General features: G+C 74.0%; 14 protein-coding genes. 2 read left to right on the forward strand and 12 right to left on the reverse strand.

Annotation, left to right across the window (positions count from 1 at the left end; translation table 11 throughout):
* Window positions 1-33: 33 nt before the first annotated feature.
* Window positions 34-1497 carry an SDR family oxidoreductase gene (locus SM452_RS00760; protein WP_262013860.1) on the forward strand — a complete coding sequence of 488 codons (1464 nt, stop codon included), beginning with the start codon at window positions 34-36 and terminating at the stop codon, window positions 1495-1497.
* Window positions 1498-1642: 145 nt separating this feature from the next.
* On the opposite strand, the gene SM452_RS00765 is transcribed toward SM452_RS00760, so the two are convergent.
* The 4 genes from SM452_RS00765 to prmC all read right to left on the reverse strand — a co-directional run bounded on the left by SM452_RS00765 (window position 1643) and on the right by prmC (window position 6014).
* Window positions 1643-3751, reverse strand: coding sequence for a transglycosylase domain-containing protein (locus SM452_RS00765; protein ID WP_355512452.1), 2109 nt, complete (start codon window positions 3749-3751; stop codon window positions 1643-1645).
* A 116-nt stretch (window positions 3752-3867) separates the two neighbouring features.
* Window positions 3868-4479, reverse strand: coding sequence for an arsenate reductase/protein-tyrosine-phosphatase family protein (locus SM452_RS00770; RefSeq protein ID WP_262013862.1), 612 nt, complete (start codon window positions 4477-4479; stop codon window positions 3868-3870).
* Window positions 4480-5124 carry an L-threonylcarbamoyladenylate synthase gene (locus SM452_RS00775; RefSeq protein WP_436798921.1) on the reverse strand — a complete coding sequence of 215 codons (645 nt, stop codon included), beginning with the start codon at window positions 5122-5124 and terminating at the stop codon, window positions 4480-4482.
* Entirely contained in the window at window positions 5124-6014 is an 891-nt protein-coding gene (gene prmC / locus SM452_RS00780) for a peptide chain release factor N(5)-glutamine methyltransferase (protein WP_410054928.1), read from the reverse strand. Before prmC ends, SM452_RS00775 begins: the two co-directional genes overlap by 1 nt.
* Before the next feature lie 130 nt (window positions 6015-6144).
* On the opposite strand from prmC, the gene SM452_RS00785 reads away from it, so the two are divergent.
* A complete protein-coding gene (locus SM452_RS00785) occupies window positions 6145-7698 on the forward strand; it encodes a GGDEF domain-containing protein (RefSeq protein WP_262013865.1) in 1554 nt (517 codons plus the stop codon).
* A gap of 68 nt (window positions 7699-7766) precedes the next feature.
* Here the strand turns inward: SM452_RS00785 and prfA are convergent, their stop codons facing one another.
* The 8 genes from prfA to SM452_RS00825 all read right to left on the reverse strand — a co-directional run bounded on the left by prfA (window position 7767) and on the right by SM452_RS00825 (window position 21905).
* The gene (prfA, locus tag SM452_RS00790; protein ID WP_262013866.1) at window positions 7767-8855 is read right to left on the reverse strand and encodes a peptide chain release factor 1; all 1089 of its coding nucleotides are present in this window, start codon (window positions 8853-8855) and stop codon (window positions 7767-7769) included.
* 88 nt (window positions 8856-8943) lie between these two features.
* Window positions 8944-9168 (reverse strand): 50S ribosomal protein L31, encoded by a 225-nt coding sequence (rpmE, locus tag SM452_RS00795; protein ID WP_046563792.1) that lies wholly within the window; start codon window positions 9166-9168, stop codon window positions 8944-8946.
* Window positions 9169-9475: 307 nt separating this feature from the next.
* Window positions 9476-12904, reverse strand: a complete 3429-nt coding sequence (locus tag SM452_RS00800) for a phosphodiester glycosidase family protein (RefSeq protein WP_463839159.1) — start codon at window positions 12902-12904, stop codon at window positions 9476-9478.
* Window positions 12905-13045: 141 nt separating this feature from the next.
* Window positions 13046-15163, reverse strand: coding sequence for a transcription termination factor Rho (rho, locus tag SM452_RS00805; protein ID WP_463839160.1), 2118 nt, complete (start codon window positions 15161-15163; stop codon window positions 13046-13048).
* 336 nt (window positions 15164-15499) lie between these two features.
* Window positions 15500-16402 (reverse strand): homoserine kinase, encoded by a 903-nt coding sequence (thrB, locus tag SM452_RS00810; protein WP_463839161.1) that lies wholly within the window; start codon window positions 16400-16402, stop codon window positions 15500-15502.
* A 64-nt stretch (window positions 16403-16466) separates the two neighbouring features.
* On the reverse strand, window positions 16467-17711 hold the full coding sequence (locus SM452_RS00815; RefSeq protein ID WP_366622468.1) for an MFS transporter: 1245 nt from the start codon (window positions 17709-17711) through the stop codon (window positions 16467-16469).
* A 9-nt stretch (window positions 17712-17720) separates the two neighbouring features.
* On the reverse strand, window positions 17721-18542 hold the full coding sequence (locus SM452_RS00820; RefSeq protein ID WP_262013871.1) for a polysaccharide deacetylase family protein: 822 nt from the start codon (window positions 18540-18542) through the stop codon (window positions 17721-17723).
* A 117-nt stretch (window positions 18543-18659) separates the two neighbouring features.
* Window positions 18660-21905: an efflux RND transporter permease subunit gene (locus SM452_RS00825; protein ID WP_463839162.1), complete on the reverse strand. Its 3246-nt coding sequence runs from the start codon at window positions 21903-21905 to the stop codon at window positions 18660-18662.
* Window positions 21906-21956: the final 51 nt, after the last annotated feature.

The raw sequence follows: 21956 nt of genomic DNA on the forward strand, positions 1-21956 counted from the left end.
CGAAGGAGTCTACGGAGCCGCACACTGGAGGCCGTGAGATGCCTCGTCACCGGTGCTACCGGCTACATCGGCGGACGCCTCGCGCCCCGGCTGCTGGCCGAGGGGCACACCGTACGCTGCCTGGCCCGGACCGCCGGGCGGCTGCGGGACGTGCCGTGGGCGGCCGAGGCGGAGATCGTCGAGGGTGACCTGCGCCGGCCGGAGACGCTGCCGGCCGCGTTCGAGGGCGTGGAGGTGGCGTACTACCTGGTCCACTCGCTGGGCCAGCGCGGGTTCGAGGCGGCCGACCGGGAGGCGGCGACGAACTTCGCCGAGGCGGCGCGCGCCGCGGGCGTACGCCGGATCGTGTATCTCGGCGGGCCGGAGCCGGCGGAGCGCGAGGGGCTGCCCTCGGCGCACCTGCGGTCCCGGGCGGAGGTCGCGCGGATCCTGCTGGACAGCGGCGTGCCCACGGCGGTGCTGCGCGCCGCGGTGATCATCGGGTCCGGCTCGGCGTCGTTCGAGATGCTGCGCTACCTGACCGAGCGGCTCCCGGCGATGGTCACCCCGCGCTGGGTGCGCAACCGGATCCAGCCGATCGCGGTCCGGGACGTGCTGCGCTACCTGGCCGGCTGCGCGCACCTGCCGGCCGACGTGAACCGGGCCTTCGACATCGGCGGCCCGGACGTGCTGACGTTCGCCGAGATGATGCAGCGGTACGCCCGGGTCGCCGGGCTGCGGCGCCGGGTCATCCTGCCGGTACGCCCGCTCACCCCGTCGCTCTCCTCGCACTGGGTCGGCCTGATCACGCCGGTGCCGAACGCGATCGCCCGGCCGCTCGTGGAGAGCCTGGTGCACGAGGCGGTGGCGCACGAGCACGACATCGCCCGGTACGTGCCGGACCCGCCGGACGGGCTGATCGGCTTCGACCAGGCGGTCGCGCTGGCGCTGACGAAGGTGCGGGACGCGCAGGTGGAGACGCGCTGGTCGAACGCGAGCGGGCCGGACGCGCCCGCCGAGCCGTTGCCGTCGGACCCGCACTGGTCCGGCGGCACCGCGTACACCGATCTGCGGGAGCGGACGGTGGACGCGCCGCCGTCGGCGCTGTGGCGGGTCATCGAGGGCGTCGGCGGCGAGCACGGCTGGTACTCGTTCCCGCTGGCCTGGTCGGTGCGCGGCTGGATGGACCGGCTGGTCGGCGGCGTCGGGCTGCGCCGCGGCCGGCGCGACCCGCACCGGCTGCAGGTCGGCGAGGCGCTGGACTTCTGGCGGGTCGAGGAGATCGTCCCGGGTGAGCTGCTGCGGCTGCGCGCCGAGATGCGGCTGCCCGGGCGGGCCTGGCTGGAGATGCGCGCCGAGCCGGACGGGGACGGCCGCAGCAGGTACGTCCAGCGTGCCGTGTTCCTCCCGCGCGGCCTGCCCGGCCACCTCTACTGGGCCTCGGTGGCCCCGTTCCACGCCGTCGTCTTCGGCGGCATGGCCCGCAACATCGCCCGGGGCGCCGAACACCCGGGCTGACCGCCCTCCCCCGCCGTCCCCGCTCCCGCGATCTTGCACTTGCGACCCTGGGTGCGCCCGTTATGCACCTCTTGCCGGGGCGGTAAGTGCAAGATCGCGCGGGGACGGGGACGGGGACGGGGTGGGGTGGGGTGGGGTGGGGTGGTCAGTCGCCGGTGCGAGGGCTGGTGTGCTGGAAGGCGACGGCCTGGCCGGGCGGGACGAAGTCGCGTACCGGCTCGTCGCGCAGCGACCACGCGAGGATGCGGCCCACGGCGGCGATCTGCCGCTTCTGCACGCCGCCGCCGACCGCGTCCCGGGGGTCGTCCGGGTTCGCGGCGATCGTCGCCACCGACAGCTGCGGGGTGAACGCGACGACCGTCTCGGTGGCGTTCCGCTCCGAGCTTCCGGTCTTGCCCGCCACCGGCCGGCGCAGGCCAGGGGCCAGTTCCTCGGCGGTGCCGCCGTCACAGCGCCGGTACATCGACTGGTCGCCGACCGGGCAGCGGCTGGCATCCGCCGCCGCGCGGGCCACCTCGGTGTCGAGCACCTGCCGGCAGTCGGTGTTCCCGGCGGCCACCTTGCGGCCGCCCGGGTCGGTGATCGAGGTGACCGGCGTGGGCCGGCACCAGGTGCCCTCGGCGGCCACCGCGGCGTACGCGCCGGCCAGGTCCAGCGGCGTGGTGGCGGAGACGCCGAGCGTGAACGGTCCCCAGCTCTTGGCACCCTCCCGGGCCATCTTGGCGTCGGCCGGGGCGCGGAACACGATGCCCAGCCGCTGGGCCATCTCGACCACCCGGTCCGCGCCGACCCGCTCGGTCAGCCACGCGAAGTACGTGTTCACCGACCGGCCGAACGCGTCCCACATGTCCCGGTCGCCGTCCATCCAGTACGTGTTGGCGTTCGCCGGGCACCACCGGCCGCCGCAGCTCGCCGGGCCGGCGCCGACCGGGTACTGCGTCACGTAGACGCGCGGCGCGTCGAACTCGGTGTCCAGCGGCAGACCCGACTCCAGCGCGGCCAGCAGCGCGAACAGCTTGAACGTCGAGCCCGCCTGGTAGCCGGTGATGCCGCCACCGCCGGCCACCAGCTGGTTGACCGTGTTCGGGTAGTTCTGCTGCCCGTCCGGGTTCGCGGCCGTGCCGTAGGTGCGGTTCACCGCCATCGCCAGCACCCGGCCGGTGCCCGGCTGCACCACGGCTGTCGGCGCCGCCCGCGCGATCGTCTCCGGGTAGATCGCCCGCACCTGCTCGCTGGCCTTGGCCTGCACGTCCGGGTCGAGCGAGGACACGATCTTCCAGCCGCCCCGGCGCAGCGTCCGCTGCCGCTCGTCCACGTTCTCGCCGAACGCCGGCTGGGCGTTCCACCACTGGGTGAACCAGTCGCAGAAGAAGCCCCAGTCGTTGTGGTCGGCGGGCACCGCCGCGCAGTCGTTCGGCGTGGTGTTGGGTTTGAGGGCCAGCTCGGTGGCCTTCGCCGCCTCGGCGTCCGGCGCGCTCACCCGGCCGGTCTCCACCATCCGGTCCAGCACGTACGCCCGGCGTTGCAGCGCCGAGTCGGCCTCCCCGTTGATCGGGTCGTCGGCCGGGGACCGGACCAGCCCGGCGAGCAGCGCGGCCTGGGCCAGCGTGAGCCGCTCCGGGGTGGTGGAGAAGTAGCGCTTACTTGCGGCGGCGATGCCGTAGGCACCGGCGCCGAAGTACGCGATGTTCAGGTAGCGCCCGAGGATCTCGTCCTTGCCGACCTGCCGTTCCAGCGTCAGCGCGTACCGCATCTCGCGGATCTTGCGCCCGACGGTGATCTCGGTGGCGGCGGCGCGCTGCTCCTCGGTCAGCCGGGGATCACCGGCGAGCGCGTTGCGCACGTACTGCATGGTCAGCGTGGAGGCGCCCTGCCGGGTGCCCTCCCGGCGGTTGGCCGTGAACGCCCGCGCCACGCCGCGCACGTCGACGCCGTGGTGCTCGTAGAAGCGCACGTCCTCGGCTGCCACGATGGCGTCGCGCATCACCGGCGCCACGTCGCCGACCGGCACGTCCACCCGGTCCTCGACGTAGAACGAGGTGATGAGCGTCCGCCCGTCGTTCGCGTACAGGTTGGACCGCTGTGCCGGCTGCGGCGTCTTGAGCGCCTCCGGCAACGCGGTGTACGGCATCAGGTTCTTCACGCCCAGCCCGAAGACCAGCGCGGCCGGCAGCGCGGCTGCGGCCAGGGCCAGTCCGGCGAGCACGCCGGCGAGCACAACGGTGAACAGCTTGTCGAGATAGGCCCGGTTCATCAGCTCTCCCCGCAGGAGCCGGCCGTACGGACCCGTTCAGAATGACCGGAATGGCCGCTTTCGCCGCCATCTTCCGCGAAATGCGCAGGAAGTTCGCGAGGAAGGATGAACCGCGATCAGGGGAGCAGGACGGCAGCCAGCGGCTGCACGGTCTCCTCGATCTCGTCCGCGACCCGGCTGAAGCACTGGTCGCCCCGGCCCCACGGGTCGTCCAGGTCGTCTGTGGGCAGCGCGGAGGCGTTCTGCCGCGCCGCGTCGACGGCCGCGACGAGCGCGGTGCCGCGCGCGTACACGGCGTCCGGCGTCGGCTCGGCCGGCGGCAGGGCGGACCGGTCCAGCGCGCCGAGCAGGCGGCCGAACTCACCGAGGACGAACGTGCGCGCGGCGGCGTCCGGCCGCAGCGCCACCACGTACTCCTGCTGGTCGGCGGTGGCGGTGAGCACCAGGTCGGCGGCGTCGATCAGGTCGGAGCGCAGCCGCCGGGCGGCGAACCCCTCGGTGTCACCGCCGCGCGAGATCACCTGCCGCGCGGCGGGCGGGTTCATCTCCTCCCCCGCGTGCCAGCCGCCGGTGCCGGCGCTGTGGCTGTGCACGAGCGCGTCCGACCCGGCCGGGTCGACGTCGAGGCGGGCCAGCCGCTCCCGGACCGCGAGCAGCAGCAGCCGCTCGGCCATCGGCGACCGGCAGATGTTGCCCATGCAGACGTGCAGGACGGTGAAGGGCGGCACTCAGACCCCCCGCTCGTCGAGGATGTCGGGCACGACCTCGCGCAGCTTCGCCATCGTCACCGCGCCCTCGCGCAGCACCCGCGGCACGTCGCCGGTCAGGTCGACGATGGTGCTCGGCACCGGGTCCACCGCCGGCCCGGCCTCCAGGTACGCCCGGACGCCGTAGCCGAGCTGGTCACGCGCCTCCTCGGCGGTGAGCGCGGCGGGCTGGCCGATCTTGTTGGCCGAGGCGACCGCCATCGGCCCGGTCTCCCGCAGCACCTCCAGCGCCACCGGGTGCAGCGGCATCCGCACCGCCACCGTGCCGCTGGAGTCGCCCAGGTCCCACGCCAGGCTCGGCGAGTGCTCCACCACGATGGTCAGCGCACCGGGCCAGAACGCCTCGACCAGGTCGCGGGCCGCGCCGGGCAGCGAGAAGACCAGGCCGTCGAGCGTGTGCCGAGAACCGATGAGCACCGGGGGCGCCTGCCGGGCGGCACCCTTCGTGTCCGCGAGGGCCTTCACCGCGTACGGGGTGAAGGCGTCCGCCCCGATGCCGTAGACCGTGTCGGTCGGCAGGACGACGAGTTCCCCGTTCTTGACCGCCTCGATGGCAGCGGCGATGCCGCGGTCCCGGTCGGCGGGCGACCGACAGTCGTAGAGCATCACGAGGAGTCAGTCTGCCACGCCCGGGCGGGCTCGGCGTGGGTGCCGTCCGCCCGCCGGGACGCGCTCGCCCAGCGCGGCCGCCCGGCGAGGTCCCGGTGCTCCTCGACCCGGTCGTAGCGGCCGTCGCCGCGCAGCAGCGCGGGCACCGCCGCCGCGTGCGTGTCGTCGTGCTCGATGCCGATCGCGCCGCCCGGGCGCAGCAACGCGGCGGCCCGGCCGACCACCGGCCGGATCACGTCCAGCCCGTCCGCGCCGCCGAACACCGCCTCGTCCGGGTCGTGCCCGGCCACCTCCGGCGGCACCGCCACCGACCTCGGCACGTACGGCGGGTTGCACAGCAGCACGTCGACCCGCCCGGCCAGGCCGGCCAGCAGGTCCGGATCGGTCACGTCGGCGGCCACCACCTCGACCGGCCGGTCCCCGGCGGCGGCCCGGTCCGCCGCGTTGCGCCGCAGCCACGCCAGCGCGGCCGGGGACCGCTCCACCGCCACCACCCGCGCCGCGGGCACCTCATGCGCGACCGCGAGGGCGATCGCGCCGGAACCACTGCACAGGTCCACCACGAGCGGCGCGGCGTGCTCCCGGGCCCGCTCGATCCCCCAGCCGGCCAGCAGTTCGGTCTCCGGCCGGGGCACGAATACGCCCGGCCCGACCGCCAGTTCCAGATGGCGGAAACCGGCCGAGCCGAGCAGGTGCTGCAACGGCTCGCGGGTCACCCGCCGCCCGACCAGCTCGTCGAGGCGGTCGCGCTGCGCCGGGGTGAAACCGTCGGCGAGCGCCAGCCGGCCGCGCGGCACGTCAAGGACGTACGCGGCGAGTTGCTCGGCCTCGGCGCGGGGCGCCTCGACGCCCGCCGCGGCGAGCGCGCGCGCCACCCGGTTGATCACCAGCGAGGGGCGTTCGCGTTCTGTCCCTTCGGACGGGTGTTGCGGGAGTGCGGTCACGCAATAATCATGAGGCGTCGCGGCTCACCTCACGAGCGGGTGCGTCCGGGCGCACACCGCAGGGAGGTCGCGAGTGGGCTGGCTCGACCAGGTCGAGGACCAGGTTGACGCTCTCCGACGCGCTCGGTCACTCCAGGAGGCCAGCCGGTCCGCGGAGGCGTGCGCCCTGCTCGACCGCGTCATCCGCACCACGGACGACCCGTACGCCCGCGCCGACGCGCTCGTGCAACGCCTGTCCGCGCTGATCAATCTCGGCCGGACCGCCGAGTTCACCCGGGCCGTCGAGGACGCCTCCGCCGCCGTACGGGACCTGGCCGAGCCCTACCTGCACGGGCACCTCAACGCGCTGGCCGCGCTCGCCGCCCACCACCAGGGCGCGCTGGACAGGTGCGTGATGCACCTGGTCCGGGCCGCCCGCGCGCTCGGCGCCGACGACACCCCCGACCGGGACACCGCCTGGGGCTGGCACGACCTCGCGATGGCGTACTCGTACCTGAGCTTCCACGGTCACGCGCTCGGCGCGATCGAGCGGGCCCGGGAGGTCGGGCTCAGCGTCGGCATCCCCGAGGAGACGTTCGCCGCGCCCGGCATCCGGCTGCGCAACGCGGTCGCGCTCGACCACAACGGCGACAGCGACGGCTGCCTGCGCGTACTGCGCGACGTCGCCGGTGACCTGGCCCGGTTCCTGCGCGGCGGACGGGCCGGCAACCTGCGCCCGAGCAGCCTCGCCGCGTACGGCTACGCCGCCGCCCGCCGGGCCGCGCTCGGCGACCGGGTGGAGTCCGCCGGGGACGCCGACCCGAACCGGCTGCTCGGCCACGGCGGGGACAGCGCACGCGCCCGCGACCTGCGCCAGCTCGGCCAGGTCTGCCTGGCGGTGGCGGCCGGCCGCCCGATCGAGGCGGTCACCCGGCTGGACGCGCTGCGGGTCTCCGACGAAACGCTCGGCGCGGCCGAGCCGCCCCGGCTGCGCAGCATCGCGCTCGCCCGGGCCGGCGACCACGCGGGCGCGCACCGGGCCGACCGGCACGCGTTCCGGCTGGCGGCGCGGCGCAGCGACCGGCTGCGGGACGTCTACATCGACGGCATCGCCGCCCGGATCGACCACGAGGAGATGCGCCGCGAGGCGGCCCGGTACGAGGGCGAGGCGCTCACCGACCCGCTCACCGGCCTGCCCAACCGGCGCCGGCTGGAGCGCTACCTGGGCGCCGTGGTGTCCCGGGGCGAGCGGGTGGTGATCGGCGTCTGCGACCTCGACGGGTTCAAGGCGGTGAACACCCGCCACGGCCACCACTCCGGCGACCTGGTGCTGCAACGGGTCGCCGGGGTGATCAACCGGGTGATGCGGCGGGGCGACTTCGTGGCCCGCTACGGCGGCGACGAGTTCGTCGTGGTGCTGCCCGACACCGGCATGCCGGAGGCGGTCGAGGTGGCCCGCCGGATCGAGGCGGCGGTCCGCACCGAGGACTGGGAGTCCCTGGTGCCGGGCACGCCGGTCGGGGTGACGATCGGCTTCGCCGAGGTGGACGGCAGCACCACGGTGAGCGTGCGGGAGGCGCTCGGCACCGCGTTCGAGCTGGCCGACCGGGAGATGCTGCGCGCCAAGGCGCGGTTGCGGGCGAGCTGAGCGGTAAGGAAGGGCCCCCTGTTAACGCCTCCGGTAGAGGAGGGGCCCCCGCTTAACACCCCAAGCGGTCAGCGGCGGGACAGTTCGGTCTCGCCGGCCAGCCGGGCCGCGCGGTCCGCCTCGGTCAGCGCGTCGAGCACCCCGTCCAGCTCGCCGGCCAGCGCCAGGTCGAGGTTGTACGCGGTGTAGCCGATGCGGTGGTCGGTGATCCGGTTCTGCGGGAAGTTGTAGGTGCGGATCCGCTCGGACCGGTCCACGGTGCGGACCTGCGCCTTGCGGGCGTCCGACGCCGCCGCGTCCGCCTGCTCCTGGGCGGCGGCGAGCAGCCGGGCGCGCAGGATGCGCATGGCCTGCTCCCGGTTCTGCAGCTGCGACTTCTCGTTCTGGCAGGAGACCACTATGCCGGTCGGCACGTGGGTGATCCGGACCGCCGAGTCGGTGGTGTTCACCGACTGCCCACCGGGCCCGGAGGAGCGGAACACGTCGATGCGCAGCTCGTTCGGGTCGATGGTGACGTCGACGTCCTCCGCCTCCGGCAGCACCAGCACACCGGCGGCGCTGGTGTGGATGCGGCCCTGCGACTCGGTGACCGGGACGCGCTGCACCCGGTGCACGCCGCCCTCCCACTTGAGCCGGGACCAGACGCCGTTGCCGCCCTCCGGTACGCCCTTGCTCTTGATCGCCAGCGAGACGTCCTTGACGCCGCCCAGGTCGGAGTCCTGCGCGTCGATCACCTCGGTGACCCAGCCGTGCCGCTCGGCGTACCTGGTGTACATCCGCAGCAGGTCACCGGCGAACAGCGCGGACTCCTCGCCGCCCTCGCCGGCCTTGATCTCGACGATCACGTCCTTGGCGTCGTGCGGGTCGCGCGGGATGAGCAGTTCGGCGAGCCGTTCCTCGAGCGCCGGCAGGGAGGCGGCGATGGTGTCCGCCTCGCCGGTGAACGTCGGGTCCTCGGCAGCCAGCTCGCGGGCGGCGGCCAGGTCGGCGCGGGCCTGCTCCAGCTCGCCGGCCGCCTTGTGCAGCGGGACCAGCTCGGCGTAGCGCCGGCCCACCCGCCGGGCGGCGCCCTGGTCGGCGTGGATGGCCGGGTCGGCCAGCCGCTTCTCCAGCTCGGCGTACTCGTCGAGGAGGGCGGCCAGGCGCTCACTGCTCATGCTGCGGGTGCTCCTTCACGCAAGAACCGGCGGAAACGGACGAACGCCCGTGCCCGGCAGGAGCCGGACACGGGCGTCGTCGACGGAGCTACTTGGCCTTCTTGGCCTGAACCTTGGCGTACTTCTGCTGGAACTTCGCGACCCGACCGGCGGTGTCCAGCACGCGCTGCTTACCGGTGTAGAACGGGTGGCAGGCGCTGCAGGTCTCGACGCTGATGGCGCCGCCCTTGGCGGTGCTGCGGGTCGTGAAGGAGTTGCCGCAGGAGCAGCGGACCTCGGTGGTCACGTACTCCGGGTGGATGTTGGGCTTCATGTCGCCTCGGTCCTTTCGTCGGTGGTCGCCGGGTCGCCGTCGGTGCTCCCCGTCGTCACGACGGGCTCGGGCGTGAACCGGAACCGGTGGCCGATTGACCAGTCTGCCACGGGCGTCTTCCACCCGGCACAGGAGGTCCGCCACCTCCAACGCCGGCCCACCCGTCAGCATTCCCACCCCCACCCCACCCACTCCCACCCGGGGCCCGGCCCGACCCCGGCCCGCCCCCGACGATCATGAAGTTAGCGGCATTTCCTGTCGCTTTTGTCCGAGCCAACTTCATGATCACCGGGGCGGGGCCCGGGGGTTACCGGGTCGTGGTCACCTGGGTCTCGGCCTTCACTCCGTTCACCGTGACCGTCAGCTGGACCTGGGCGCCGGGGCGCAGGGCGGTCAGCTTGCCGGTAACTGGGTCGAAGCGGGCGGCGTGCCAGGGGCGTACGCCCGCCGCGCCGCCGATGTGCAGGTTCGGCGAACCGGACCAGTCGGCGCTGACCGGCGCGGCCACCGGCACCTGCCGGCCGCTGGGCTGGGTGAGCGTGGCCGTGACGTCGGCCGGCGTACGCCGGGACACCTGCGCGGGTGCGGTCAGCGCGAGCCGGTCGACGTGCGCGTGCATCTCCGCGCTCACCCACTCCGGGCCCTCGGCCAGCGGGTCACGGCGGGCCCGCTCGGCCTCGCCCGGCGTCACCGGGTCCACCCCGAACTCGGTCCAGCCGGTGAACCCGCCGAGCGCGGCAGGGGTGGACGGATCCTTGCCCGAGTTGCCGTTGATCACGTACGGCACGCCGTCCACCCGGTCGGCGTGGAACGTGCCGACGTGGCCGTTGACCATGACCGCGCCCTTGCCGGTGCGGTGCTGGAAGTCGGCCAGCCACTGCTCGACCAGTGCCGCCTCCTTGCGGTCGCCGAGCTGGCTGGCCTTGGCCGGGCTCGGGTCGCGCGGCGGGTGGTGGAAGAACACCGCCACCGAGCCCACCGAGCGGTCGGCGGCGGCCTGGTCGAGCGTCCGGCGCAGCAGCTCCACCTGGTCGAACCCGCCGCCGCGCAGCGAACCGGTGGCGGTGCTCAGCGTGAGGAACCGGGTGCCCCGGTGGTCGAAGACGCGCGAGGTGTCCCCGAAGACGCTCCGGAAGTTGTCGATCGGCGCGCCCATGATCTCGTGGTTGCCGGGCACGTAGTGGTACGGCACCTCGCCGCCCAGTTCCTCGTCCAGGATGCGCTTGGCCAGGGCGAAGTCGGCCGGGTAGGCGGTGTCCACGAAGTCGCCGTTGATGATCAGGAAGTCCGGCCGGGCGGCGCGGACCTCGCGCAGCGTACGGCGGGCCTGGGCGACCAGGTCGCTGTCCGGGTTCGCGGCGACGAACTGGGCGTCGGAGAGCACCGCGAAGCGCCAGGGCGCCCCGTCCACAGTGCCGTCGCGCAGCACCACCCGGTCGGTGCGGTTCGGCTCCGGCGGCGCCTGCACGTCCGGCGGCACCCGGGCCACCAGGTCGTCGATCACCACCTCGCTGCGGTACTGCTTGGCCGGGTCGGTCTCGGCGACGTAGAACCGGCGCACCCGCACCGGGTACTGCACGCCCGGCGGTACGGCGAACTCGACGTACTTCCAGCCGGTCCAGTCCAGGTACGGGCCGCGCAGCACGAACTGGGTGTCCTGCGCGTCGTGCAGGTGCAGGCTGGGCCACTCGCCGGTGCCGTTGGCCTTGATCCACATACCGAACGCCTGCGGCTGGCCGGGGACGTCGATCCAGGCGGGCGGGTCGGCGTACGCGGCCCGGGTGCCGGTGGACTGGCTGAAGTCGTACGACATCCGCAGCCCGCCCCCGGTGTGCCCCTCGGCCGGTGCGACCGACCCGGAGGCGCGGGCCTGGCTGAACTTCCAGGACGCCGCGTCGTCGAACCCGGCCACCGGCACGTCGGTCAGCCCGACGGTCACCGGCAGGACCGTGGTGCGGTTGCCGACCCGCGCGGTGACCAGCGCCGAGCCGGTCGCGGCGAGCGCCTTGACGGCCAGGTTGCCGTCGGCGGTGGGGGTGACGGAGAGCAGGTCGCTGTCGTACTCCAGCGTCAGGTCGGCCGGCTCGATCGGCGCGGTGTTGCCCTCGGCGTCGTAGCCGACGACGCCGAACAGGCCGCTGTCGCCGGCCCGGTCCAGGCCGACCCGGTCGACGGTGCCGTCGATCCGCTGCAGCGGGCCGAGCACCGTCAGCTCGATGGTGCCCCGGGCCCGGCCGCGGGCGGCGGTGACGGTGCTGCGGCCGGGGACGGCGGCCCGGAACACGCCGTCGCCGTCGACCCGTCCGTGGGTGGCGTGCCAGCGTGGCTCGCCGGCGGCCGGGCCGTACGTCTCGTCGTATCCGGCGGCGGTGAGCCGGCGGGTGAGGCCCGGGAAGACCCGGTCCGGCCGGCCGCCGCGCACCGGCGCGACGCCGGGTGCGGCGGTCGGGTCGCTGGCGGTCTCAAGCCAGTAGCCGGTGAGCCGGCCGCTGCCCTTCGGCGCGTAGACGGCGAGCCCGTTCGGTACCGGCCGCTCGCTGCCGTCGGACGGGCTGTTCTCCACCTGGACCGTGGCCGCGCCCGGCTCCCGGGCGAGCAGCGTGGAGGAGCCGCCGCCGTCGAGGTTGAGCGCGTTCGCGGCGCCCAGCTCGGCCATCATGCGGCCCATCTCGGTCTGGGTGACGCCACGGCTGTCCACCTGCCGGCCGTCCACCGTCAGCATGATCATCTTGCGGCCGTCGGCGGAGAAGCCGACTGCGGTGCGCGGGGCCAGCGACGCGTCGGCGATGCTCTGCACCACGCCGTCGCGGACCAGCACGTTGCCGCCGCCCACGGCGGCGCGCAGGTCACCGCCGTCGGAGGCCCGCGGCCGCCAGGTCAGGTCCACCGCGTCGCCGGGACGCAGCACGGCGAGCGCGTCGGCGCCGGCCTCGCGGCCGAGCAGCACGGTGGTGCCGGCCGGGATCGGCCCCTCGCCCGCCGTGGTGGCGACGCTCGCCACCCGGCCGCCGGTCACCGTCACCTCGACCGTCCGGGTCGCGCCCTCCACGGCCCGCTTGCGGGTGTACGACCCCCAGAGCGGCGTGAACACGCCCACGCCGTCGCGCTGCACCATGTTGTTGAACTGGGTGAGCGGCACCGGCCCGGCGGGCAGCGTCGCGGTGCCCTCGAAGCCGACCTCGACGACCCGGCCGATGCCCTGGGCGCTGATCCCGACGGCGTTGGGGTGCCCGGCGACTGGGGACTGCACCAGCTCGCCGGAGCGGACGCCGACGCCCTGGGCGGCACCGGAGTTGTTGATGTCGAAGAAGTCGCCGTTCACGGCCGCGACGGCACGGGAGCGATCCACCGCGGCGCGCAGCGGCTCGTCCTTGGTGACCTCACCGGAGTTCACGTAGTCGACGGTGAGCCCGCCGGCCAGGTCCGCGGTGAGGGCGTCGGCGCGCAGCCAGCCGGCCGCGTCGTACCTGTCGAAGGAGGTCAGGTCGAGGCCGGGCGCGACCGGCCGGGTGGTCTTGGCGGTCTCCAGGCCGCCGGCCGGTTCCACACCGGCGAGCGCGACGGCGGAGTCTGGGCGGGAGGAGGCGCGTGGCGCGTCCTCGGCGGCGGTGGCGCCCGCCGGCGCGATGGCCGACGGCGCGGCAGTCGCGGCGGACGGTGGCGGCGCGGTGAGGGTCAGCAACGGCGTCAGCAGCAGGACGCCGGCGAGGCGGGCGGGTCGACTGCGGGTTCGCATGGACGACAGTCAACCCGACGGTGAACAGAAGTTTCAATACCTAGCGGCTTAACCGTAGAAAAACTTCACGACCTGCCACCCGGTACGCGACGAGGGGCACGGCCGATGCGGCCGTGCCCCTCGTTCGTCGGAACCGTCAGCTCACTCGCCCGGAGTGGACTTCGCGATCTGCATCAGGAACTCGATGTTGGTGCGGGACTGCTTGAGCCGGTCCAGCAGGAGGTCGAGCGCCGCCTGCGAGTCCAGCGAGTGCAGCACCTTGCGGAGCTTGTGGATGATCGCCAGCTCCTCCGGCGCGAGCAGGACCTCCTCCTTGCGGGTGCCGGAGGGGTTGATGTCGATCGCCGGGAAGACCCGCTTGTCGGCGATCTTCCGGTCCAGCTTCAGCTCGGCGTTACCCGTGCCCTTGAACTCCTCGAAGATGACCGTGTCCGCCATGGACCCGGTCTCCACAAGCGCGGTGGCGAGAATGGTCAGCGAACCGCCGTTCTCGATGTTGCGCGCCGCGCCGAGGAAGCGCTTGGGCGGGTAGAGCGCGGTGGAGTCGATACCACCCGACATGATCCGGCCGCTGGCCGGCGCCGCCAGGTTGTACGACCGCCCGAGCCGGGTCACCGAGTCGAGCAGCACGACCACGTCGTGGCCCAGCTCGACCAGGCGCTTCGCCCGCTCGATCGCCAGCTCCGCCACGGTGGTGTGGTCCTGCGGCGGACGGTCGAACGTGGCCGCGATGACCTCGCCCTTCACCGACCGCTGCATGTCGGTGACCTCTTCGGGCCGCTCGTCGACGAGCACCACCATCAGGTGGCACTCCGGGTTGTTGCGGGTGATCGCGTTCGCGATCGCCTGCAGCACCATCGTCTTACCGGCCTTCGGCGGCGACACGATGAGCGCCCGCTGGCCCTTGCCGATCGGCATGACCAGGTCGATCACCCGGGTGGTGAGGATGTGCGGCTCGGTCTCCAGCCGCAGGCGCTCCTGCGGGTAGAGCGGCGTGAGCTTGTAGAACTCCGGCCGGCGCTTCGCCTCGTCCGGCTCCATCCCGTTGATGGTGTCCAGCCGGACCAGCGGGTTGTACTTGTCGCGCCGCTGCTCGCCGTCCCGTGCGGCCCGCACGGCGCCGGTGATCGCGTCACCGCGGCGCAGGCCGTACTTCTTGATCTGGGACATCGAGACGTACACGTCGTTCGGGCCGGCCAGGTAGCCGGTGGTCCGGACGAAGGCGTAGTTGTCGAGCACGTCGATGATGCCGGCGACCGGGACGAGCACGTCGTCCTCGCCGACCTGCGGCTCGCGGCCGCCACCGCTGTCGCCCTCGCCCCGCTCGCCGCGGCCGCGACGACGGTCCCGGAACCGGCTGCGCCGGCCCCGCCGGCCGCCGCCCTCGCCGTCGTCGTCGCCGTCGTTGTCCCGCTCGGCGCGCTGACCACGGTCGTTACGGTCACCCCGGTCGTTGCGGTCGTTGCGGTCGTTGCGGTCGTTGCGGTCGCCGCGCTCGTTCCGGTCGTTGCGCTCGGCGCGCTCGCCCCGGTCGCCCCGCTCGTTGCGGTCACCACGCTCGGCCCGCTCGCCACGCTCGGCCCGCTCGCCACGCTCGGCCCGGTCACCACGGTCGTTGCGGTCACCCCGGTCGTTGCGCTCGCCGCGCTCGGCCCGCTCGCCGCCACGCTCGGCCCGGTCACCGCCACGCTCGGCCCGGTCGCCGCCGCGCTCACGGCCCCGGCCCTCGGTGCGCTCACCGCGCTCGGCCCGGTCACCGCCACGCTCGGCGCGCTCGCCGGTCTCGGCGGGCGCCTCCTCGGCGCGCGTCGTCTCGGCCGGCCGCGCCTCGGTCGCCGGCGCCTCGGCCGGTCGGGCATCGGTGGTCGCGGCGGCGGCCCGGCTGCGGCGACCGCGGGTACGACCCTCGGTCACCTCGGCGGCCGGCGCCTGCTCGGCGGGGCGTGCCTCGGCCCGCTCCTCACGGACCTCCGCGTGCACCTCCTCACGGGCGGGAGCAGCAGCCGCCGCCACCTCGGCTCGTGGTCGAGGGGTTCCGGCCGCGCCGCCCTGCTGCCGCTCGGTGATGGCACTGATCAGCTCGCCCTTGCGCATGCGAGCGGTACCAGAGATGCCGAGCGACGCGGCCAGGCTCTGCAGCTCCGGCAGCAGCATCGCCGACAGACCGGTGCCGCTCCGCCGGCGGCGCGTGGGGGCGGCGGTGGTGGCATCGCCAGCGACGTTGGAAACATCCGACGTCACGTCGGTGGTGTCGCTCAATGGATTCCTTCCCTCGATAGGCCGGGCTGCCCGGAGTCGTGGAACCAGGTGGCCGGGCGGCCTCGGTGCACCCGCCTCGCATGGACGCGTCGCGGGAGTCTGTGACACAGCAGCCGGTGGTTTCCCGACTCACCACCATCGGTGAGCAGGTCTCGCCGTCTGCGGCGACCTGTGGAAACTGCGGTGCGGCGTGGGCCTTGAGCAGGGGTGACGGGCTACCGCCGAGAGCTTCGGGGGTGCGCCGAACCGCAGGAAGATCGCATGCTTCGCGGCTGTGCTAGGTCTAGAGCGTAATCGCCTCGTCCGACCTGCGGCAACAGGGCCCCGCTCGGCGTGTCAAAGTCTACCCCGGATGACCCGGGCACCGCTGACATCTATCGGCAACTCCCACCGGCGCCAGTCTGTTCCCAGCCGGAATCCCGCCGGGACCTCGGAGAGCGCCAACACGGTCGGCCCCGCCCCACTGACCACAGCCGCCACACCCGCCGCACGCAGCTCAGCGACGAGCGCCGCCGTGGCCGGCATCCCCGGCGCCCGCTGCTCCTGGTGCAGCCGGTCGACGGTGGCCGGCAGCAGCAGCGCGGGATCGGCGGTCAGCGCGTGCACCAGCAGGGCCGCCCGGCCCGCGTTCGACGCCGCGTCGGCGTGCGGCACGGTGGCCGGCAGCGCCGCCCGGGCCACCGAGGTCAGACCCCGCTCGGCGGGCACGAAGACGGTCGGGCGCACGGCCGGCGCCACCGGCAACGAGACCGCCCGCGCGCCACCCGGTTCGGTCCAGGCGATGGTGAAGCCGCCGAGCAGGCAGGGCGCGACGTTGTCCGGATGCCCCTCCAGCTCGGCCGCCAGGCGCAGCGCGGCGTCGTCGTCCATCCGCCGTTCGCCGCCTGCAACCAGCGCGCGGGCCGCCAGCACCCCGGCCACGATCGCCGCCGACGACGAGCCGAGACCGCGGGCCTGCGGGATGCGGTTGGCGCACTCCAGCGCCAGGCCGGCCGGCTGCGCGCCGAGCGCGTCGAAGGTGGCCCGCATCGCGGTGACGATCAGATGCCGCTCGTCCGACGGAAGCTCGCCGGCGCCCTCGCCGGTGACCGACACCCGTACGCCGCCGTCTGTCACCTCGGCCGTGACGTCGTCGTGGCGGCCCAGGGCCAGCCCGAGCGCGTCGAAGCCGGGGCCCAGGTTGGCGCTGGTCGCGGGCACCCGGACCCGCACCGGGCCGGTGGTGAATGTGGTCGGCACCGGCTCATGCTAGGACGTCACCCCGACAGCCCGGCCGGACCGCCCGGAGCGTGGGACCGGCGTGTCAGCCGGTGCGCTCGGGGGTCGGCGTGTCGACCGGGTCGGTGAGCGAGAGCCGCCGGGTGGCGAACCGCCAGCCGATCGCGTACACGACGGTGACCAGGCCGCAGCCGGCCAGCACGGTGCGCTCGTCCACCCGGTCCACCACGAGCGCCACCACCAGCTGGCTCACCGCGATGGCGAGCGTCGCCAGCATCATGTCGGTGGCGAAGACCCGGCCCCGGAGCCGATCCGGCACCTCGCCCTGCAACGCGTAGTTGGACAGCACCCAGTTGCTGCCGCCGCCCAGGTGGGCCAGGAACACCAGGACCAGCACCAGCGGGAACCAGGTCACCACCGACGCGCCCAGGTAGGCCAGGCCGTACAACGACATGGACATCGCCAGGCCGGTGAGCAGCCAGGTCCGGTTGCTCAGCACCCGGCGCATCATGATCGGGCCGACCAGCGCCCCGGCGCCGCGGGCGGCGAAGAGCAGACCGGCGCCGACCGCGCCGACCCCGTACACCCCGGCGAGCAGCGGGAAGACGGTCAGCACGCCGTTGCCCAGGCCGACCGCCGACTTGACCGTCACCAGCGCCAGCACGCGCGGGCGGTGGGCGATGTAGCGCAGCGCCTCCCGGATCGCCGCCCACGTGCGCGGCGCCGTCGCCGCCGGGTCGCGCGGCGCCTGCAACGGCCGGCGGATCAGCGCGGCCAGGCCCGCGGCGGCGACCAGGCCGACGGCGGCGACCCAGAAGCTGGCGTACGGGCCGGCGACGGCGCTCAGGATCCCGCCGAGCGAGGCGCCGACCACTGTCATCGTGCCCCACGCCGAACCGGCCACCGCGTTGCCCGCGGCCAGGTCCTCCGGGTCGACCACGTTCGGAAGCGCGGCCTGGGCGGCCGGCGAGTAGAACGCCTTCGCCACGGCCACCAGCGCGATCGCCGCCAGCGCCAGCCAGGCCGTACCGGCGTTGCGCACGCCGAGCAGCAGCAGCACCCCGGCCAGCGCGCCCACGTTGGCCACCATCATCACCTTGCGGCGGTCGAACCGGTCGGCGATCGTTCCGGCGTACGGGAGCAGCAACGCGGTCGTGCCGGTGTCCACCGCCAGCACCAGCGCGCCCCAGACCCCGCTGCCGGTCAGGTCGGGCAGCAGCACCAGCAGCGGCACCATGACGAACCAGTCCGCGCCGAAGACGACCAGCTCGGCGAGGAACAGATGGCGGAAGTCGCGGTTGCGGACGAGGACCGACAGGGTGGGTGACACGCGGGCACCCTACCGGGCCGCCCCTGTCGCGGCAGCGCGGCGCAGCAGGTCGGAGACCGTGACGAAGGTGTATCCCCGGGCCCGCAGACCGTTGATCATGTCGGGCAGGCCGCGGAGCGCGACGAGCCGGGTGTCGGTGCCGACGTCGTGGCCGAGCAGGATCGTGCCGGGGCGTACGTCGGCGACGATGCGCCGGGCGTGGCCGGCCGGGTCGTGCGGGAACTCGCTCTCGACCATCTGGAGCGTCCAGAGCACCAGGCGGTAGCCCAGCCGGGCCGACGCGTACAGCACCGACCCGCCGAGGTGCCCCCACGGCGGGCGCAGCAGCCGGGGCGCCGAGCCGGTGGCCGCCGTGATCGCGTCGTGGCTGCGGCGCAGGTCGTCGTAGACCGTCGCGGCGTCCATCCGGGCCAGGTCGCGGTGCGCCCAGCTGTGGTTGCCGACCTCGTGGGCGTCCATCCGGCCGCGGACCAGCGCGGCGTGCTCGCGGGCCCGTTCACCGACCAGGAAGAAGGTGGCCGGCACCCGGTGCTCGGCGAGCGTGTCGAGCACCATCGGGGTCCACTGTGGGCGGGGGCCGTCGTCGAAGGTGAGCGCCACCAGGGGTTCCTCGGTGCGGACGCCCCAGACGACCTGCAGCCCGCCGGTGCCGACCTCCTGGTGGCGGTTGCCGAGCGTGGCGCTCGCCGGCCCGCCCGCGATCGGGAGCCTCCGGTCGGCCACCCAGGTGCTCTCAGCGGTCGCGAACGAGCCGACCGCGGCCCCGCCGAGCAGCAGCGCGGAGCGGCGCAACACGGCACGCCGGTCCCACCGGCCCGCACCCCCCGCCATCGCACCCCCGAACCGAAAGTAGGCAGCAGTTCACTGAGCGTACCGTCCGACGCGGTTCCGGTGTGTCCCGCGCGCCGAGGCGCCGAGAGGGGCCCGCGCGGGGCCCCTCCCGGTCCGTCACTCGGTGGGCGGCAGCGGAGACTGGCGGCTCTTGGGCAGGCGGAGCACCTCGAACTGGTCGGTGCCGTCGACAAGCGCGCCCGACGGGCGGGCCGGCGGCGGCGCCACCACGGCCCGCTCCTCGGCGCGCTCCCCGCCGCCGACAGTCACCGGCACCGGGTCCGGCTCCGGCTGCGGCCCGACCGGCTCGGGAGCGCCGCCCCGCCGCCGGTTCCGGAACGAGCCCTTCGTGTGCTCGACCATCGTGTAGAGCGTCGGCACGAGCACCAGCGTCAGCAGCGTCGAGCTGAGCAGGCCACCGATCACCACGACCGCCAGCGGCTTGGAGATGAAGCCGCCCTCGCCGGTCAGGCCGAGCGCCATCGGCAGCAACGCGAAGATGGTGGCGACGGCGGTCATCAGGATCGGCCGCAGCCGGCGCCGGCCGCCCTCCACCACCGCCTCGGTCACGTCCATGCCCTGGGCCCGGTACTGGTTGATCAGGTCCATCAGCACGATCGCGTTCGTCACCACGATGCCGACGAGCATGAGCACGCCGATCAGCGCCGGCACACCCAACGGCGTGCCGGTGACGAGCAGCAGCCCGATCGCGCCGGTCGCGGCGAACGGCACCGAGATCAGCAGGATCAGCGCCTGGGTCAGGCTGCGGAACGTCGCCACCATGATCAGGAAGACGATCGCGATGGCGGCCAGCACCGCGAGACCGAGGTCCGCGAACGCGTCCGCCTGGTCGGCGCTGACACCGCCGATCACGTACGTGGCGCCCGGCACGTCCAGCGCGTCCAGCCGCTTCTGCAGCTCCTGCGTGGTGGCGCCCAGGTTCGAGCCGGTCGCCGTGCCGCTGACCGAGACGCTGCGCTCCCCGTCGATCCGGGTCACCTGCTGCGGACCGTCCACCTGCTCGACGTCGGCGATCGCGTCCAGCGGCACCGCGCCGACCCGCAGCGCCCGCAGCTCGTCGACGGTCAGCGGCGGCCGGGCGCCGCTGCTCAGCACCACGCTCTGCGCCGTACCGTCGAGCGTCACCTGCCCGAGCGGCGCACCCCGGTACGTCTGCGCGACGAGCTGCCCGACTGCCGCCTCGGTGAGACCCGCGCGGGCCGCCGCCACCCGGTCCACAGTCACCTCGACGCGCGGCACCTGCGTGGCCAGGCTGCTGGTGACGTCCTCCACGCCCGGCGTGCCGGCCATCGCGCCCCGTACCGCCTCGGCCGCCCGGGTCAGCGTCTCCTGGTCGGCGGCCTGCACGACCACCTCGACCTGGTTGGCGGAGGCGTTCTGCCCGCCGCCGAACGTCAGCTCGCCCACCTCCGCGCCGAGCGCGTCGAACTCCTTGCGCAGGTCCTGCCGTACCGCCGCGGCGTCGGTGTCGTCGGACAGCGACAGCGACCAGGTGGCCCGGTCACTGCCGCCGCCCGCGAACGGGTTGTCCCCACCACCGGCGCTGACCTGGTAGGTCTCCACCCCCGGCGTACGCCGCAGCACCTCCTCGACCCGCGCGGCGGCCCGGTCGGTGCCGGCGAGCGAGGTGCCGGCCGGCATCTCCTGCCGGATGGCGAGCGTGTCCTGGCCGGAGTCGTCCAGGAAGTTCGTCTCCAGCTTCTGCGCCAGGCCGAACGTGCCCAGCAGCACGAGCAGCCCCAGGCCCACAGTGGCCCAGCGGGTCTTGCGCGATCGGGTGGCGAAGTCGATCACCGGCAGGTACGCCCGCTGCAACGGGTTGCGCAGCTCCTTCTCCTCGGCGGCCCGCCGGGCGGCGGCGTCGTCGGCGCCGCCGCGCGGCCGCAGGAACCAGTACGCCAGCACCGGGATGACTGTGAGCGACACCAGCAGCGAGGCGAGCAGCGCCACCGTCACGGTGATCGCGAACGGTGCGAACAGCTGCCCGACGAAGCCGCCCACCAGGGCGATCGGCGCGAACACGGCGACAGTGGTGAGCGTGGACGCGGTCACCGCGCCGGCCACCTCGCGGACCGCGGTGAGGATCGCGTCCCGCTTCGGTTCCCCGTACTCCAGATGGCGTTTGATGTTCTCCAGCACCACGATGGAGTCGTCCACCACCCGGCCGACGGCGATGGTCAGCGCGCCGAGGGTGAGCAGGTTCAGCGAGTAGTCGCCGGACCAGAGCACGATCAGCGCGACCAGCACCGACAGCGGGATGGACACCGCGGTGACGACGGTGGAGCGCACCGACAGCAGGAACACCAGGATCACCACGACGGCCATGACCAGGCCCAGCAGGCCCTCGGTGGTCAGGCTCTCGATGGACTTCTCGACGAACGGGGCCTGGTCGAAGACCACTGTCAGCTCGGCGCCGGAGGTCTTCGACAGCTCGTCCAACCGGTCCCGGATCTCGTGCGAGATCTCCACCGCGTTGCCGTCCGGCGCGGCGGTCACCGCGATGCCGAGGCTGGGCCTGCCGTTGGTCCGGGTGAACGAGGTGGCCGGGGCGAGCTGCTGCTCCACGGCGGCCACGTCGCCGAGGCGTACCGGGGCGGCGGGAGCCGTGGTCAGCACGATGCCGCGCAGGTCGTCGACGGTCCGGATCGGCGTGCCCACCTGCACCGGCAGCGACCGGTCGCCGTCGGCGAGCGCACCCGCCGGCACAGCCACGCCGTTGCTCTTGAGCGCCGACGCGATGGCGGTCGGTGCCACCTTGGCGGCGGCCAGCTTCGCCGGGTCCGGCGTGATCGTCACGACCTGGTTGCGCGCGCCGGTGACGTCCACCGAGCGGACGCCGTCCAGCGCCTCCAGCTCCGGTACGACGGCGTTGCGCAGCTTCTCCGCCAGCGCCCGCTCGTCGCCGTCACCGGTCGCGGCGACCACCACTGCGGGCAGGTCGTCGGTGCTGCCGGCGATGACCTGCGGGTCGACGCCCTCGGGGAGCTGGGAGTCGATCCGGTTGAGCGCGGTCCCCATCTTGTTCACGACGTCGTCCAGGTCGGTGCCGAACTCGTACTGCACCTGGACCGTCGCCGCGCCCTCGCGCGAGGTCGAGGTGACCTCGTCGAGGCCCGGGATGCCCTTGAGGCTGTTCTCGATCGGCTCGGCGACCTGGGATTCCACGATCTCCGGCGCGGCGCCCGGGTACGTCGCCACGATGAACGCGGCGGGGAACTCCAGCGACGGCAGGAGCTGCTGCTTCAGCGACGGCACGGCGAACAGGCCGAAGGCCGTGGTCACCAACGCGACGAGGGCGATCAGCCCCCGGTTGGCGAGGCTGAATCTGGCGAGCAGCGACATCGGCGTTACTCACTCCTGGAGAGGTGTCCGGCAGGGGGGTGTCTGAGTCTG

The sequence above is a fragment of the Micromonospora sp. SYSU B005 genome (genome assembly GCF_055362685.1).

Excerpts from the sequence above, each read along its gene's own strand:
- SM452_RS00820 (WP_262013871.1), bottom strand. The coding sequence starts at position 18,542 with ATGGCGGGGGGTGCGGGCCGGTGGGACCGGCGTGCCGTGTTGCGCCGC.
- SM452_RS00765 (WP_355512452.1), bottom strand. The coding sequence starts at position 3,751 with ATGAACCGGGCCTATCTCGACAAGCTGTTCACCGTTGTGCTCGCCGGC.
- prfA (WP_262013866.1), bottom strand. The coding sequence starts at position 8,855 with ATGAGCAGTGAGCGCCTGGCCGCCCTCCTCGACGAGTACGCCGAGCTG.
- rpmE (WP_046563792.1), bottom strand. The coding sequence starts at position 9,168 with ATGAAGCCCAACATCCACCCGGAGTACGTGACCACCGAGGTCCGCTGC.
- SM452_RS00800 (WP_463839159.1), bottom strand. The coding sequence starts at position 12,904 with ATGCGAACCCGCAGTCGACCCGCCCGCCTCGCCGGCGTCCTGCTGCTG.
- SM452_RS00775 (WP_436798921.1), bottom strand. The coding sequence starts at position 5,124 with ATGCTCTACGACTGTCGGTCGCCCGCCGACCGGGACCGCGGCATCGCC.
- SM452_RS00825 (WP_463839162.1), bottom strand. The coding sequence starts at position 21,905 with ATGTCGCTGCTCGCCAGATTCAGCCTCGCCAACCGGGGGCTGATCGCC.